The sequence below is a fragment of the Cognatundibacterium luofuense genome (genome assembly GCF_018139685.1).
Taxonomy (GTDB): Bacteria; Pseudomonadota; Gammaproteobacteria; order Burkholderiales; family Burkholderiaceae_D; genus Undibacterium; species Undibacterium luofuense.
In genome coordinates this window covers 50688-66706 of sequence record NZ_JAGSPN010000007.1, presented here as the reverse complement: position 1 = coordinate 66706, position 16019 = coordinate 50688, and the positions used below count along the sequence as shown (strand labels likewise).

General features: G+C 47.9%; 17 protein-coding genes. 9 read left to right on the top strand and 8 right to left on the bottom strand.

Going from position 1 to position 16019, the window contains the following annotated elements; translation table 11 throughout:
• The first annotated feature begins 170 nt into the window (after nucleotides 1-170).
• The 9 genes from ccoN to KDM89_RS10790 all read left to right on the top strand — a co-directional run bounded on the left by ccoN (nucleotide 171) and on the right by KDM89_RS10790 (nucleotide 7918).
• On the top strand, nucleotides 171-1601 hold the full coding sequence (gene ccoN, locus KDM89_RS10830) for a cytochrome-c oxidase, cbb3-type subunit I (RefSeq protein WP_212687953.1): 1431 nt from the start codon (nucleotides 171-173) through the stop codon (nucleotides 1599-1601).
• A 17-nt stretch (nucleotides 1602-1618) separates the two neighbouring features.
• Nucleotides 1619-2236: a cytochrome-c oxidase, cbb3-type subunit II gene (ccoO, locus tag KDM89_RS10825; protein ID WP_212687952.1), complete on the top strand. Its 618-nt coding sequence runs from the start codon at nucleotides 1619-1621 to the stop codon at nucleotides 2234-2236.
• Between the two features lie 34 nt (nucleotides 2237-2270).
• Entirely contained in the window at nucleotides 2271-2417 is a 147-nt protein-coding gene (locus KDM89_RS10820; RefSeq protein WP_212687951.1) for a cbb3-type cytochrome oxidase subunit 3, read from the top strand.
• A 2-nt stretch (nucleotides 2418-2419) separates the two neighbouring features.
• On the top strand, nucleotides 2420-3412 hold the full coding sequence (ccoP, locus tag KDM89_RS10815; RefSeq protein WP_212687950.1) for a cytochrome-c oxidase, cbb3-type subunit III: 993 nt from the start codon (nucleotides 2420-2422) through the stop codon (nucleotides 3410-3412).
• 70 nt (nucleotides 3413-3482) lie between these two features.
• A complete protein-coding gene (ccoG, locus tag KDM89_RS10810; protein ID WP_212687949.1) occupies nucleotides 3483-4895 on the top strand; it encodes a cytochrome c oxidase accessory protein CcoG in 1413 nt (470 codons plus the stop codon).
• Nucleotides 4896-4920: 25 nt separating this feature from the next.
• Entirely contained in the window at nucleotides 4921-5472 is a 552-nt protein-coding gene (locus KDM89_RS10805; RefSeq protein WP_212687948.1) for a FixH family protein, read from the top strand.
• A gap of 58 nt (nucleotides 5473-5530) precedes the next feature.
• Nucleotides 5531-5782 carry a hypothetical protein gene (locus tag KDM89_RS10800; protein WP_230427807.1) on the top strand — a complete coding sequence of 84 codons (252 nt, stop codon included), beginning with the start codon at nucleotides 5531-5533 and terminating at the stop codon, nucleotides 5780-5782.
• Nucleotides 5783-5793: 11 nt separating this feature from the next.
• Complete coding sequence (hemN, locus tag KDM89_RS10795) at nucleotides 5794-7191, top strand: oxygen-independent coproporphyrinogen III oxidase (RefSeq protein WP_212687947.1); 1398 nt, start codon at nucleotides 5794-5796, stop codon at nucleotides 7189-7191.
• Nucleotide 7192: 1 nt separating this feature from the next.
• Entirely contained in the window at nucleotides 7193-7918 is a 726-nt protein-coding gene (locus tag KDM89_RS10790) for a sulfite exporter TauE/SafE family protein (RefSeq protein ID WP_212687946.1), read from the top strand.
• 28 nt (nucleotides 7919-7946) lie between these two features.
• Here the strand turns inward: KDM89_RS10790 and KDM89_RS10785 are convergent, their stop codons facing one another.
• The 8 genes from KDM89_RS10785 to trpS all read right to left on the bottom strand — a co-directional run bounded on the left by KDM89_RS10785 (nucleotide 7947) and on the right by trpS (nucleotide 15951).
• Nucleotides 7947-8267: a flagellar basal body protein gene (locus tag KDM89_RS10785; RefSeq protein ID WP_212687945.1), complete on the bottom strand. Its 321-nt coding sequence runs from the start codon at nucleotides 8265-8267 to the stop codon at nucleotides 7947-7949.
• 37 nt (nucleotides 8268-8304) lie between these two features.
• Complete coding sequence (locus KDM89_RS10780; protein WP_212687944.1) at nucleotides 8305-10254, bottom strand: MASE3 domain-containing protein; 1950 nt, start codon at nucleotides 10252-10254, stop codon at nucleotides 8305-8307.
• Nucleotides 10255-10606: 352 nt separating this feature from the next.
• Nucleotides 10607-11446: a universal stress protein gene (locus KDM89_RS10775; RefSeq protein ID WP_212687943.1), complete on the bottom strand. Its 840-nt coding sequence runs from the start codon at nucleotides 11444-11446 to the stop codon at nucleotides 10607-10609.
• A 60-nt stretch (nucleotides 11447-11506) separates the two neighbouring features.
• The gene (locus tag KDM89_RS10770; RefSeq protein ID WP_212688074.1) at nucleotides 11507-12322 is read right to left on the bottom strand and encodes a Crp/Fnr family transcriptional regulator; all 816 of its coding nucleotides are present in this window, start codon (nucleotides 12320-12322) and stop codon (nucleotides 11507-11509) included.
• Nucleotides 12323-12398: 76 nt separating this feature from the next.
• Complete coding sequence (locus tag KDM89_RS10765) at nucleotides 12399-12782, bottom strand: response regulator (protein WP_212687942.1); 384 nt, start codon at nucleotides 12780-12782, stop codon at nucleotides 12399-12401.
• Between the two features lie 137 nt (nucleotides 12783-12919).
• The gene (locus tag KDM89_RS10760) at nucleotides 12920-13555 is read right to left on the bottom strand and encodes a response regulator (protein ID WP_212687941.1); all 636 of its coding nucleotides are present in this window, start codon (nucleotides 13553-13555) and stop codon (nucleotides 12920-12922) included.
• Between the two features lie 147 nt (nucleotides 13556-13702).
• Nucleotides 13703-14923, bottom strand: a complete 1221-nt coding sequence (locus KDM89_RS10755) for a winged helix-turn-helix domain-containing protein (protein ID WP_212687940.1) — start codon at nucleotides 14921-14923, stop codon at nucleotides 13703-13705.
• 2 nt (nucleotides 14924-14925) lie between these two features.
• Nucleotides 14926-15951, bottom strand: a complete 1026-nt coding sequence (trpS, locus tag KDM89_RS10750) for a tryptophan--tRNA ligase (RefSeq protein WP_212687939.1) — start codon at nucleotides 15949-15951, stop codon at nucleotides 14926-14928.
• Nucleotides 15952-16019: the final 68 nt, after the last annotated feature.

Below are 16019 nucleotides of genomic sequence, written 5' to 3'. Positions count from 1 at the left end.
CCGTTTCTATTTTCGTCACGTTTTTGCAAGACTATGCTTGCTTTTGTTGTTCGGCATTCCATACTGATTTGGATTCCGGCGACGTTTGACTTGTATCAAGATGTTTACACAGTGCGATTGTTATTCTAGCTGTGGATTTTTACAACAGAGTGTTACAACAGAGTGAGATCATGACGATAACTAAAGAAAACACATACAACTATCGAGTTGTGCGTCAATTTGCGGTCATGGCTGTTATCTGGGGCATTATCGGCATGCTGGTTGGTGTCGTTATTGCAACCCAGCTGGCATGGCCCGAATTCCTGGGTGGCATACCATGGCTGAGCTATGGGCGGTTACGACCGTTACATACGAATGCAGTTATTTTTGCATTTGGTGGCTGTGCTTTATTTGCAACTTCCTACTATGTGGTTCAGCGTACTACCAATGCACGCTTGTTTGGGGGCTGGTTGCCAGAGTTCACCTTCTGGGGCTGGCAACTTGTCTTGCTGGGCGCAGTGGTGAGTTTGCCGTTGGGTATTTCTCAGGGTAAAGAATATGCTGAGCTGGAATGGCCAATCGATCTGTTGATCGCGGTCGTCTGGGTTGCTTATGCCGTCGTATTCTTTGGTACGCTGGTTAAGCGTAAGGTTGAACATATTTACGTTGCTAACTGGTTTTACGGTGCGTTCATCGTTGCCGTTGCTGTTCTGCATATTGTAAACAGCGCTGCGTTGCCAGTAAGCCTGACCAAATCTTACTCAGCATATGCAGGTGTTCAGGATGCGATGGTTCAGTGGTGGTACGGCCATAACGCGGTTGGTTTCTTCCTGACAGCGGGCTTCCTTGGAATGATGTACTACTTCGTTCCTAAACAAATCGAACGCCCTGTGTACTCTTATCGTCTGTCCATCGTCCACTTCTGGGCGCTGATTTTCACATACATGTGGGCAGGTCCTCATCATCTGCACTACACAGCATTGCCTGACTGGGCGCAATCTCTGGGTATGTTGTTCTCCCTGATTTTGCTGGCACCGTCCTGGGGTGGTATGGTCAACGGTATCATGACTTTGTCTGGTGCATGGAGCAAACTGCGTTCTGATCCTATCCTGCGTTTCCTGATTGTGTCGCTGTCTTTCTACGGTATGTCGACCTTCGAAGGTCCGATGATGGCAATCAAAACCGTCAATGCATTGTCGCACTACACCGACTGGACTGTAGGTCACGTGCACTCTGGTGCTCTGGGCTGGGTTGGCTTCATCTCTATCGGTAGCTTGTATTACCTGGTTCCACGTCTATTCGGTCAAACGCAGATGTACAGCAAACGCCTGATCGAAGTTCATTTCTGGGTTGCGACAATTGGCGTAGTTCTGTATATCGCCGCGATGTGGATTGCCGGTGTTATGCAGGGTCTGATGTGGCGCGCTGTCAATGAAGACGGTACTTTGACATACACCTTCGTTGAATCTGTAAAAGCTACCTATCCGTACTACCTGATTCGTCTGACTGGTGGCCTGATGTATCTGTCCGGCATGGTAATCATGGGTTACAACGTTGTTCGTACCCTGATGACAGCGAAGCCTGCAAACAATGCAATTCCTGCTGTGTCTGCGCACGCTTAACCGGAAGGAGAAATAGAATGAGTAAATTTACACATGATTTGATTGAACGTAACGTAGGACTGTTGCTTGTCCTGGTGATTCTGACCATTAGTGTTGGTGGCTTGGTTGAAATCGTTCCGTTGTTCTTTCAAAAATCAACGACCCAGCCGGTTGCTGGCCTGAAGCCTTACACAGCGCTGCAACTGACTGGCCGTGATATCTACCTGCGCGAAGGTTGCTATGGTTGTCACTCTCAAATGATTCGTCCGTTCCGCGCAGAGACTGAGCGTTATGGTCACTACTCGGTTGCTGGTGAGTCTGTCTATGATCATCCGTTCCAGTGGGGTAGTAAGCGTACTGGTCCTGATCTGGCACGTGTTGGTGGTCGTTACAGCGATAACTGGCACCGTGATCATCTGAATGATCCGCGCTCAGTGGTCGTTGAATCCAATATGCCTGCTTACCCATGGCTTGCAAAAAATCCTCTTGATCCGAAGGCTGTTGCTCCGAAGATGTCTGCAATGAAAACACTTGGTGTTCCATATACAGATGCGGAAATCCAGGCGAGTGCCGCTGAGCTCGAAAACAAGACTGAGCTGGATGCACTGATTGCTTATCTGCAAGTGCTGGGTACTGCGATCAAGAATAAAAACTGATTGAAAACGCTTTTTGTTGCCGGAAGGAATTACCATGAATTTTACGATTATCAGTAGTGTTGTCACAGTAATCAGCCTGTTTGTTTTTTTGGGCATTGTTTACTGGGCATTCAGTTCGGACAACAAAGAGCGCTTCGAGAAACTGGCACGTTTGCCAATTGATAATGAGAATGGAAAATAGTCATGGCAGATTTTTTTAGTGAATGGTGGAGCATCGGCATTGCCGTTGTGGTGACCATCAGTATTCTGGCCTGCGCATTGTTACTCTGGTCGCAATCGCACGTTAAGGTAAAAGTCGGTACCGACGGTAAACCATTGCCAGCGGAAACAACGGGTCACGTATGGGATGCTGACCTGATGGAACAGAACAATCCTTTGCCAAAATGGTGGCAATGGATGTTCTATCTGACAATTGTGTTCAGTATTGGTTATCTGGTGGTTTACCCGGGTTTCGGTGATCGTCAGGGTACTTTTGGCTGGAGTCAGGTTGGTGCATACGAGAAGGAAATGAAGGCGGGTGAAGAGCAGTACGCCAAAATTTTCGATAAGTATCTCGCAATGGATCTGAAGGACGTTTCGAAAGATCCTGCGGCAAAAGAGATTGGTCAGCGTTTATTTTTGAATACTTGTGCCCAGTGCCATGGCTCTGACGCGCAGGGCGGAAAAGGTTATCCGAATCTGACCGATACAGACTGGCTCTACGGCGGTGATCCTGAAGTCATCAAAACAACGATTACTGAGGGCCGTCATGGTGTGATGCCTCCGATGGGTGCGGCAATTGGTGGTGACGAAGATGTAAAAAACGTTGCTAACTACGTGCTCAGTTTGTCTGGTGCAGCGCATGATCCGATTAAGGCTGCACTCGGTAAACCGAAGTTTGCAGCTTGTGCAGCATGTCATGGTGCGGATGGTAAGGGTAATCAGGCAATCGGTGCTCCGAATCTGACTGACAAAACCTGGTTGTATGGCGGTAGTATCGACACCATCATGGAAACAATCAACAAAGGTCGCAACAACCAGATGCCTGCCCATAAGGACATTCTGACCAAAGGAAAAATCCACTTACTGGCAGCATATGTATGGGGCTTGTCTAATAACGGCGCAAAAGTTTCTGCAGCGGAAATGGATTCCGTAAAGCAAATCGCAGCTGGTACTGATGTAGCACAATCTAAGTAAGACAAAATTGGGTTACAGTCTCTCCTGTCTATGAGGAAGACTGTAACTCATTTTTTTTGAGAAGCGACTTATGAAGCAAATCCCGATCATACCCATTGAGCCCGAAGAGAAGGAAATAGCACTTTTCGAGGAACGAAAAAAAATCTATCCCCGCCACCAGACCGGTTGGTTTGCCTCCTGGCGCTGGGTATTGGTCGCATTTACTCAATTACTATTTTACGGAACAGCCTGGCTCAACTGGAACGAGCGCCAGGCTGTTTTGTTTGATCTGGTTACCCGGAAATTTTACATATTCGGCTTCGTTTTCTGGCCGCAGGATTTTATCTATCTGTCTGTATTGCTGGTTATCTCAGCTTTGTCATTATTCTTGTTCACGGCAGTGGCCGGGCGTGTATTTTGCGGCTATGCGTGTCCGCAGTCGGTCTACACGCAAATATTTTTGTGGATTGAATATAAAGTCGAGGGTGACCGGAATGCCCGGATGAAACTGGATGCATCGCCGCTGTCAGCCCGCAAGTTTTCGCTGAAATTTCTGAAGCATTTCATCTGGCTTGCAGTGAGTTTGTGGACCGGTTTCACATTTGTAGGTTACTTCACGCCTATTCGTGATCTGTCGATTGAAATCCTTAACTTCACACTCGGCCCTTGGGAGATTTTCTGGCTTTTGTTTTACGGTTTTGCAACTTATGGCAATGCTGGCTGGATGCGTGAGCAGGTCTGTAAGTACATGTGTCCGTACGCCCGTTTTCAGAGTGCAATGTTTGATAAGGACACACTGATTGTCACTTACGATAAAGAGCGTGGTGACCCGCGCGGCTCCAGAAATAAGAAAGTTGACTATAAAGCGCAGGGACTGGGCTCGTGCGTCGATTGCGGTATTTGCGTACAGGTTTGCCCGATGGGGATTGATATCCGTAATGGTTTGCAATATGAGTGTATTGCCTGTGGGTTATGTGCCGACAGTTGTAATCAGGTTATGGATAAGATGGGCTATGAACGGGGGTTAATCCGTTATACAACTGAACACGCGCTCGTTCGCAAGCTCGATAAAAAAGCCATGTGGCAACGGGTTTTCCGTTTGCGAACGTTGATTTATTCCGGCATTTTGCTACTGATTATTATCCTGGCCGCAATTTCTCTTTATATGCATATTCCGTTAAAAGTCGATGTACTCAGAGATCGAGGAATGCCAAAAATCACAGAAACCGGGGCAATTGAAAACGTCTATCGTTTGCAGGTAATGAACACCAAAGAACAGAAACAGCATTACTCCGTTAAAGTCACGGGTGCTGCCGGTGCAGAGTTATTGATGAATGAACAGATTGAAGTAAATGCTGCGACAACAAAGGCATTCCCTGTTCGAGTGCGGATTCCAGCTTCGTCAGTGCAGCCCGGGTCAAACCGTATCCGGTTTGAAGTTGTGGATACTGATGAGCCGTCTATTAAAGTAAGTGAAAAAGCCGTATTTATCGTTCCGCGATAAGCTGGCGGATCAACCGGAGAGTTAAATGGAAGCGACACTGAGCCTGAAACCAAAGAAACGCGATATCTGGTACAAAGAACCGTGGTTGTTGCTTGTCGCAGGTGGTCCCGCATTTGTGGTCGTTGCCAGCATTATTACCGGATATATTGCAATCAAAGGCTCCGATAAAGTTGTGGCTGACGACTACTATAAGCAAGGTTTAATGATTAACAAGGATATTCAGCGAGATGCCAAAGCAAAAGAGTTGGTGTTGAGTGCGAGTCTGTATATTGATCTTAAAACGGCAAAAATTCGCATGCAGCTGAATAGTGGTATGCCTGGAACCGTTTTGCCGGAAAAAGTGCAATTGAGCCTGGCCCGGGCTTCAGATAATGCCTCTAGTGTTAACGAGGTGATACATCGTTTGCCACTTTCCAGAAACACAGACGGTAGCTATGAAGGTGATCTGAATTTCATATCGAAACTTTCTTCAGGTTCTGTTAAATTGTTTCATATCAAGATAGAGACTACAGAATGGCGACTGACAGGGGATTGGCATAACCCAGAAGTGAAGGTGGCTCAGCTATCTGCACTGTAAAAAGTCAGCGCTTCCCTGGCGATTGAAAACAGCTTCAATAACAGAGGGGGGAGACAGCATGGAAACCCGAAAATCAGGACGTTTTTTCTTCGGTCCGGCGATGATGATTGTGTTGTGGCCAGCATTTTTGATGGCATGTGCTGCGACTGGACTGGTATTCAGTCTGGTTGACCCGATGGAGCTGATCATATTTGATGAGCGCTTGCAAATGCATACGACCGGCGTGTATACGATTGGTTTTTTCGCTTTCTGGCTGCTTGGTATACTCTCTAGTGGCCTTACTGTATTGCTGGTACAAAAGGCCCGTTAAGCAAAAATAAAATGACATCGATGCTGAATAATTCTGTTCTGGATATTCCGGAGCAACTAATTCGCCGCTTTGACAAGCTCGGCCCTCGCTACACATCATATCCTACTGCGGATCGCTTTCACGCTGACTTCAAGGCGGCAGACTACATTTCTTATCTGCAAGAGCGATCTGCCCAAGTGGAAAAGAAACCGCTCTCTCTGTATATCCATATCCCGTTTTGCGCGTCGCTTTGCTACTACTGTGCTTGTAACAAAGTAATTACCAAGGATCACGGACGTTCGGCAAAATATCTGGATTATCTGGAAAAAGAACTGAGCCTTGTGTTAGCACACTTAAAGAAACGTGAAACTCTGAGTCAGCTGCATTTAGGTGGCGGCACGCCGACGTTTTTGAGCCACGATGAAATTCGCCGTTTAATGAATTTGTTGCGTGAGCACTTTGATTTTGCACCTGACGCTGAAATTTCAATTGAAATCGATCCGCGTACCGTGGATGATGCGACGCTGGCATTGTTGCAGGATGTTGGATTTAATCGCACCAGTCTGGGGGTTCAGGATTTTGATCCTGATGTGCAGAAAGCAGTACACCGTATTCAGGATTTTGAAATGGTGAAACGAACCATTGAGCAATCCAGGGCGCACGGTTTTAGTTCGATTAACTTTGATCTGATCTACGGTTTGCCGAAACAAAATCTCTCCAGCTTTACCCGCACTCTTGATCAGGTTATCGAGCTCAGTCCTGATCGTATCGCTTTGTACAATTACGCCCATTTACCAGAGCGCTTTAAGCCGCAGCGCCGCATTGCAGAGGCCGATTTGCCAACCGCCGAGCAGCGTCTCGAAATTTTCTTCATGTCCTTGCGTCGACTGATAGAGGCTGGCTATGTTTATATTGGCCTCGATCACTTTGCAAAACCGGATGATGGACTCGCCAAAGCGATGGATGATGGCAGTCTGCACAGAAATTTTCAGGGGTACACCACTCGTGCGGAATGTGATCTGATTGCACTGGGGTTATCTGCAATTGGTAAGCTGGGTAAATCGTATGTACAAAATCTTCGTACACTCGATGAATATTATGCCGCAATCGACCAGCAACAATTGCCAGTTGAGAAAGGTATACATCTGAGTGACGAAGATGTACTGCGCCGGCAGATCATTCTTGATCTGATGTGTAGTAACGGGATTGACTTTGCCGCGCTGGGAAATTTATCCGGGCGTGATCTTTCTGCGCATTTCGCATCAGAGATAGCGTCTTTGCGGCAGTATGAAGAGCATGGCTTACTGAAAGTAACAGATCACAACATTTCAGTCCTACCAAAAGGACGGTTCTTTGTCCGTGCGTTTGGAATGGTTTTTGATGCGTTTTTGCAGCAACAAACGACAGCACGGTATTCTAAGTTAATCTGAAATGCTGACAATACCGTTGCTGACGGCGGCGGCATCTGCCGGGCTGCTGGGAGGGATCCACTGTGCTGCTATGTGCGGTAGCCTGACCAGCTTGCTGATACGATCACAGCGACAGTCACAAAAAGTGATTCCAATTGCCAGCGCAAAGCAGCCAGTCAGCTGGTTGATGATCTTCTGGCTGCATGCAGGCAGAATCAGTGTTTATATGGCTTCAGGTGCAATTCTGGGATTTGCCGGACAGAAAAGTCTGTTGTTTCCGGGAAAACAGACGCATATCCTGATCATGGCGGCTGGCTATATCGCGCTTGCGATACTCGGATTTCGTCTTACAGGAATTTCGTTGCCGGTATTACGGACACCGTCCATATTCAGCAATTTGCAAGAACGGAGCTTAGCAGCTGGTCAGCGAATGGTACAGCGTCAGCCATTTATTGCTGGATTGGCTTGGGGGATACTCCCATGTGGTTTGCTGTACTCCGTAGTTCCTTTGACGATTTTTTCAGGTGACGCTCTTTCCGGAGCTGTCTTAATGGCAGTATTCGGTTTGTCAGCTTTGCCGCATTTGTTAGTGTCTCAAAAGCTGCTGGCAACGATTGGCATTGGAGATAACCGAAAATGGTTTTCAGTCGGCGCCGGGATTATATTGATTTGTCTTGCGGTTGCAGGTATCGCAGGCTTGCAGTCGGGCCATATGCCCGACTGGCTCTGTGTTGTGCCGTCAAACTGAACGTTTTGTCACCTTATACGAGGTGCTTTCAGGCTTTGATATTAATGAGGGTTCCGAGGTCCTGATCTGCAGTCTGAATGACTTTCGCGTCGAGTCCGAACTGGTGTTTGTATACCAGTGAATTGACGGTTTCAGTTGCGAGATCTGTCCCTGATTCTGTTGACTCGTTAGTCTGCGGGACGGCAGATACACTGGACGTAACGCCGCCAGTTGCAGATTCCTGATGCTGAATTGTTTGAGGTTTAAATCCGGCAGTATTGGCATTTGCAATATTATGCGCACTGACATCCAGCGATAATTGCGCCGACCGCAGGCCGGAAAGGCCGGTTGAAATTGCTCCGATACTCATGGCTTTCTCCCGTTATTTAAACCAGTGTAGCACCGTATTATGCCGTTTGCCGGGAAAACGGTAACTCTACATGCAGGCATGTACCTTCTCCAGCATTGCCAGATACATGAAATTGCCCATGCATGGCTTTAACGCGTTCGCGCATACCAACCAGGCCGAAAGACCGCGACTTTTTCATATCTTCTTCGTCAATGCCTTTCCCATTATCACAGATGCTGAAAATAATCTTGTCAGGGAAATGTTCAAATTCGATTGTTACTGTGCTGGCTTCCGCGTGGCGCGCTACATTCGTCAGAGACTCCTGAACAATGCGATAAATCGCAGTGCTGCGTGCATCATCCAGTGTTAAGCGGTCTTCATCGGCAATTAGTTCGCAATCGATCCGGTGGCGCTGTGAAAATTCACGTTGAAGGGTTTGCAATGCAAAAAATAAGCCCCCTTCATCTAATGCACGTGGTCTCAGATCGGTTGCGATCCTGCGCAGGGTTGTGATCGCTGTCAGAATCAGCTGATCCATACTCTGAATCGCCGACTGGCTTTTGTTACCAAGTTCAGGATCACGTTGTACCAGCGTTAAGTCCATACGCAGCGCAGCCAGTAACTGACCAAGATCATCGTGTAACTCACGGGCAATATGTTTTCGCTCTTCTTCGCGGATAGACTGCAGCGCAGCAGAGAGCTGACTCAACTCTTCGTGATACTGAGCCATTTTTTCTTTGGCGATTTTCCTGTCGGTGATGTCACGGAAAATGACGGTATATATCCGCGCTCCATTTTCCAGTTGATGGGCAATTGACGCCTCCATCGGAAACTCTTCTCCGTCTGAGCGACGGCCGGTAATGTAGAAGTCTTCATAGTGACTTCCCATTTTGCGTCGTGTGGAGCCGGTTTCGCCAAATTTCTTCAGATGAGTGCCATGTCCGGAACGATGACGTTCTGGGATGAGTAGTGTCAGACTTTTTCCAGGTAGAAAATCTGCGTCATAGCCGAAAATAGCTGCCGCTGCAGGATTAATCATCAGAATAGACTGATGTTCATCGACGGTAATGATGCCGTCAATAGCAGTATCGATCATGCGGTGCAAGCGTTCGCGCTGTGCAGCGAGTTCGCCTGCAGCACGTGCAATTTCAATCGTTTGTGTTGCCAGCCGGGTGTAAGGTTTGTGAATGTTAATTGCCACCATGCTGCGGTAAATGGCAACGGCAGCAGCTAGTTGCAAAAAGTGCCCTATAGCAACATTGACGTCACTGCGTTCCGCATACAGTGAAAAATAGACTTCCGAAATACCCATCAGCCAGCTCGCCAGAAACAGAGGAATGCGGGCAATTTCCAGACGATCTTCAACCTGTTGATCAGTACCTTTGACACCATCCCTCAAAAACAGTGCTGCAGATGCAATATTAATGACGATCAGAATAATTTCGCAGCCTATTTTGAAGTTAGTCTGGCCGCTTTCTGTGGAATACATCAGTGGTATCGCATGCGGGAAAAAGAAAATCACGCTGCAGATAATGGCAGTCAGCGCGAGGCCCACTCCCAGAAAGATATCGGACTGCTTTTGAGACAGGTTCGGATCTTTCGGGTTCAGTGACAAGCCGAGTAGCGTCATGGCGATGATCGCTCTGCACGCAATCCAGGCTGAAAACGACTTGTGCATGTCGGAGGGGCCAGTAAATTCCGGCATGCCCTGAAAACTGATCGCATGTACAAAACCCAGAATCGCAGCACTGAGAAAGGTGACTGCGAGAACGACACTGCTGCGGCTGCGGTGTCCGCCAAATGCGTTCCAGCAAACGATAAAGACGGAAACAAAAATGGTGATCGTAATCGTTTCCAGAAGCGTATGAACCAGCAAAGGCGACAGCATGAAGAAGCGCGAGACGTGTTGCTGGTTGGTCCATAAAATCAGGGATGCTATGAATGCAAAGGCTGCAGCTGTCATTGCCTGGCGCAGGGCAGGTGCAGTTGACCGGGGCGTGCTGGTCATATCGATGTTCCGGAAATCAAAAGTTTGCATTGTAGCGAAAAATTGTTATCAAAGCGCTTAGTTCGGCACGAGGGGGCTCATCGGAGCAGGATCATCTGTTCTCAGAGCCTGTTTTTGGGTTATTTGCGGTGTTCTGCATAGCGAAATGCCGCTCGTCGGCAGAAAGTCCGGCTCTCCGAAAAATGTAAATGCTGATTTCAGCACAATCTCTTTGTTCTGCCGCTGGTGGTAAGTTCGTTTTTTTGCAAAGGACTGGTTGCAGCGCTATTTTTTGTGTCGTAAAAAATAAAAGTCCGTTCACTGAAAATCAGTGAACGGCTCAATAAATACGCTTTGTTTTGTCAGCGCAGGGTCAGTGCGACATGAGTACCGGAATCGTCATACTTTCCAGAATGGTACGTGTTGCGCCACCCATAATCATTTCGCGGAAACGGGAATGTCCATAACCACCCATGACCAGTAAGTCGCTGTCCAGATCATGTGCCAGTGACAAAATGGCATTACCAATATCCGTTTTGGTTTTGTGAACGGACACTTCCACTTTGACGCCATGTCGGGCGAGGTAGGTTGCAATGTCGGCACCAGGCTGGTCACCGTGAGCATCCGGATCCGCTTTGACATTAAAGATCGCAACTTGCACCAGATCTGCTTCTTTCAGCAAAGGCAGTGCATCGGTCAATGCGCGGGTGGCGGCACGGCTTGCATCCCATGCAATCATCGGACGCTTGCCTATGGTCGGAAAGCTGCCTGCGTAAGGAATAACCAGTACCGGACGACCTGTGTTCAACACCAGATATTCTGGAAAATCCGGCAAAACGCTTGGCGATGGCTCATCACGGTTGGTTTGGCCAATGACCAGCAAGTCGCTGTAACGTGCCAGCAAACCCATGCCACCACCGGCTTCATCGTTGACAACCGCAAGCTCAGACGAGCGCACGCCCAGTGCATCAGTGCGCACGCGGAACTTTGCCGCTGCTGCTTCAGCACGTTCTTTCAGATAGTTCAGGTGCAACGACAGATTCGGATCTGCAGCGCCCAGGTTGCCGTCCTGATAGATAAATCGTGACACACCGGTAATCGCGGCGCCAATCAGATGAGATTCTGATTTTCTCGCGATATCGGCAGCAATATCAACACGCAACTGGCAACGCTCTGATTCATCGACGTGGACGAGGATGGTTTTGTAAGCCATGTTAATCTCCCGAAATTGCAGGTGACGGAAATGTACTCTTTTTTGCTTTAAATACCAGTATCAGGCTGCAACTGCGTCGCCACTCCATTGCGGCATCAGTTTTTTGCCGACCAGTGCCTGTACTTTATCTGTTACTTTTGCACGTGCTTTCGCAGGTGGCAGACGACGCAGTGTTTTCAGTGCATTCGTGTCCAGCAGGGTGATTTCGCGCTGATCAACCTGAATCAGCCCCATTTCATTAAACGCAGACAGTGTACGGCTGACGGTTTCCAGCGTCAGACCAAGATAGCTGCCGATTTCATGGCGGGTCATACGCAGGTTGAACGATTTGCCGGAATAGCCCAGCATACTAAAACGTTCACCCAGATTTGTCAGGAAGCGGGCAACTTTGGCTTCTGCACTCAGCGCACTCAGCATGCCAATCATAATCTGTTCGCGTACCAGTTCGCGGCTCAGCACAGAGAACATCGCATGTTCCAGCTCAGCATGGCTGCGGCCCAGCGCTGCAAATACTTTGTATGGAATCAGGATAATGTCACAATCAGATAATGCAACCGCTTCTGAAGCATGATGTTGCGAATGGATGCCATCGATGCCCAGCAAGTCACCTTTCATCGGGAAGCTCAACACTTGCTCATTGCCGTATTCATCGATCAGCACAGTTTTCAGGAACCCGGAGTTCACCAGATACAGCGTATCGAATGTCTGGCCGATAGTATGAACGCGCTGACCTGCTTTGAAACGTACGTGCTGAAACAGAACTTCGTCATCCTGACAGGCTACCGGAGCCTGAATATGCAACAGATCACATATTTCGCGCAGATTTGACCAGAGATTGCCGTGGCAGCGCCAGCCGGCTTCATTCGATCCGCCCATGCTGACCATACGTTTTGTTGTGCCGCCTTGGCTTTGAAATGCTGCAGTCGTCATTTTGAGTCTCCGCACGAAAAAGTTAGTTAATCTGAGAATTGAAATCCGGTCCTTGCCAGCGCATCAGATAAGCAGGGATTTCGCCGAAATCCCGGGACTTATCTAAAAAACCATCAGCGCCGGCACGTAATGCCTGTGCGCGGTAATCCTCAGTTGAATGATTGGTCAGTACGACAACTTTAATTTCCGGACGGGTTTTTTTGATTTCCCGCAGCAGAGTCAGACCACTTTCTTCACCAAGTTGCAGATCGAGAATCATGGCGTCAGTGTTGTGACGCATAACACCTTCATACGCAGAACGGATGTCAGCGCTTACGCCAACAACATGCATGCCAGGGATTTCTTCGATAAATCTGACAAGCCTGTTCTGAATCAGAATGGAGTCTTCAACGATAAATAAATTCATGATTTCTTGATACACATCACCGCTTGTTGCGTATGAGTATTATCAGGAAATGCAGGCTTGATTTAAATCAGGGGGATGCTGAATTGAAATGTCAGATTCCGCGTCGCTGTTATAGGAATATTCCTACAAGCGCAGAGTCAGGATTGCAGCAGGTTATGTGTGATTGCGTACTGAACCATGTCTGAAAGATTACTCATGTTCATCTTTTGCATGATACGCATTTTGTGTGTGCTGACCGTTTTTACGCTGAGATGCAGCATGTCACCAATTTCGGTAATCGATTTTCCTTTCACCAGATGGCAAAAGACTTCGAATTCACGGTCAGACAAGGCAGTGTGCGGCATATCGTCGCTTGCCGGCATAGCATTCATGGCCAGTTGCTCAGCGACTTCAATACTGATGTAAGGGCGGCCGGAAGCGACTTTGCGCAAGGCAGTCACCAGCTGCGTACCTGCACTCTCTTTCGTCAGATATCCGCGTGCACCGGCGCGAATGGCGCGGACTGCGTACTGTTCTTCCTCGTGCATTGTCAGAATCAGAATAGGCAGCTTGGGAAATTCATCTTTAATCTGGCGAATAAGGTCAACTCCGCTACGACCTGGCATGGATAAATCCATCAGCAGGACATCAAATTCATTGTGTCGTACCTTGTCCAGCGTATCAAATCCATCCACTGCTTCACCGATAACCTGAATATCTTCAATACCGTCCAGAATACGCTTAAGGCCTTCGCGCATAATGGTGTGGTCGTCAGCAATCAGAATTCGGATCATAGTCAGGCAGTCTACAAAGTACGGAGTCGAACAATACAGACGTGCATTGTATCGGGTTTATAAGAAGGAAAGAAGTTTTCTGACCGGAAAGATATTCATCATTTCATCATGTAAAAAAACAGCATGATGATGAGGCTGCTGGTTAACTTAACATTCGTGGGTAAGTCGATACTCAGAAGGTATACCGGCGCCGTAACGTATGCTTTCGCAACCATGCCATGACGCCATTTCCGTGAGTTTTTTGTGAACATCAGCAAATAAAGAAGCAGATTGCCGGATGCTTTGCTCAGGATGTAAAGACTTTATTTCGAAAATCTTTTGCTGGCGATGCGCTTTAGCATCAAGGCGGGCCACGAACTGACCATTTCTCAGAACGGGCAAACAAAAATAACCGTAACGACGTTTGTGCTCAGGCGTATAGCATTCGAGGCGGTAATCAAAACTGAATAATTCCTTCGCCCGGCGTCGGTCCCACACAACAGGATCAAATGGAGAAAGAATACGAGTCCCTTTCATTGTGCTTGAAAGAGCCGGCGGGTTGATTAAGAGGGAGGCGAATTGCTGATGGACGAAAAAACGACGCGTATCATCCTCAATTTTTACCGCAAGCAAATTACCTGAACTGACTTGCTCTTCAAGGAAGTTTTCCAGGTTAACGTGCTTCAGGCGCATCCTGAAATAGTCTGGTATCCACTCTGCGCATGCTATTCCGAGCGCTTCAATTGCTTTGTGCAGCAAGTGTTTTTCACTGTCTTTGGGAGAGTAGGGGTTGTCCGTGTCGCGCCAGTCTGGCAGTACGCGCGATGTAAGATCATACACGCGCTGAAACTGGTCGCGTTCCCGGATCATTAACTGCCCCGTTGTGAGCAGTACTTCAAGTGATTTTTTTTCAGGTTTCCAGTCCCACCAGCCGCTTGTACTATTCCTGCGATGTTCGAAGTCTTTTGATCGCATCGGGCCCGTCTCAGAGATTTTTTCTAAAACCTGACGAATGTTTTCTGACTGTTCGCTCAGCCATCGGTGATTAAAACGCCATCCAAGATGGGCGGGGTCAAGCATTTGGTGTCGGAAATGCGCAAATTCTTCAATAGGAAGAAAACTTGCCTCATGCGCCCAGTACTCAAAAAGCTTTGTTTCTGCCAATAACTCGTTCAGGAAATTCGGCTTGTAATTCCCGAGTCGTGACCAGAGTACCAGATACGGACTGCGTGCCACTACATTGATCGTGTCAATTTGAAGTACACCCATCTGGCGTATGCACGCCAGCACATGAGTCTTTTCAGGTTTTCCTTGCGGGTAGCGCAGCAGACCCTGCGCGTTCAGGTGCAGGAAACGGGCATGTTTTTGCGAAATTTCCTGCACCGTCATGGTCAGAAGTACTTCAGGCCAATTGCAGATTTCACTTCATCCGTCGTGCGCGCAGCAACTTCACGTGCACGCATTGTTCCCTGACGAAGTATTTCCATTACTTGCCCTTTATCTTTGGCAAATTCTTCACGTCGCTCACGAATCGGGCCAAGTAATTCTTGCATTATGCCTTCCAGACGCTTCTTAACAACGGAGTCACCCAGGCCGCCGCGTACGTAGTGATCCTTCATTGCCTGCAGGCCTTCTTTGTCAGGATCAAACGCATCCAGATACATAAATGCGACATTGCCTTCCAGATGGCCGGGGTCGCTGACTTTCAGATGCAGCGGGTCGGTGTAGATATTACGTACGGCAGCTGTTACTTCCTGTGCAGTGGAGCAGAGATTGATCGCATTACCCAGCGATTTACTCATTTTTGCCTTGCCGTCGATGCCTGGTAAGCGGCCAATTTCCGGAACAAACGCTTCACATTCAACCAGAATGTCTTTGTTCACCAGACGGTTAAAACGACGCACAATTTCGTTGGTTTGTTCGATCATCGGAATTTGATCTTCCCCGACAGGCACCAGTGATGCTTTGAATGCTGTGATATCAGCGGCCTGGCTGACCGGATAGGTCAGGAAACCAGCAGGGATATCGCGTTCAAAATTGCGCATGACGATCTCCTGTTTGATCGTCGGATTGCGTTCCAGGCGTGAAACCGTGACCAGATTCATATAGTAAAAGGTCAGTTCAGTCAGTTCCGGAATCTGAGACTGGATAAAGATGGTAGTTTTGGACGGATCGATACCAACCGCAAGATAATCGAGTGCAACTTCGAGCACGTTATTCAGTACCTTTGTCGGATTATCCATGTTATCGGTCAGTGCCTGTCCATCGGCAATCATGATGTACTGTTTGTACTGATGCTGGTAGCTGACACGGTTTCGCAAACTACCTACGTAATGACCAATGTGCAGTGGGCCGGTAGGGCGGTCGCCGGTCAGAATCAGGTGTTCTTTTTTTTCTGTTTGAATTGTTTCTTGCATAAAAATTATTGTGAGCAAAAATGCTCAGTCTCATTAAGTACAGTAAGTAAATCGACCGACGGTGCATA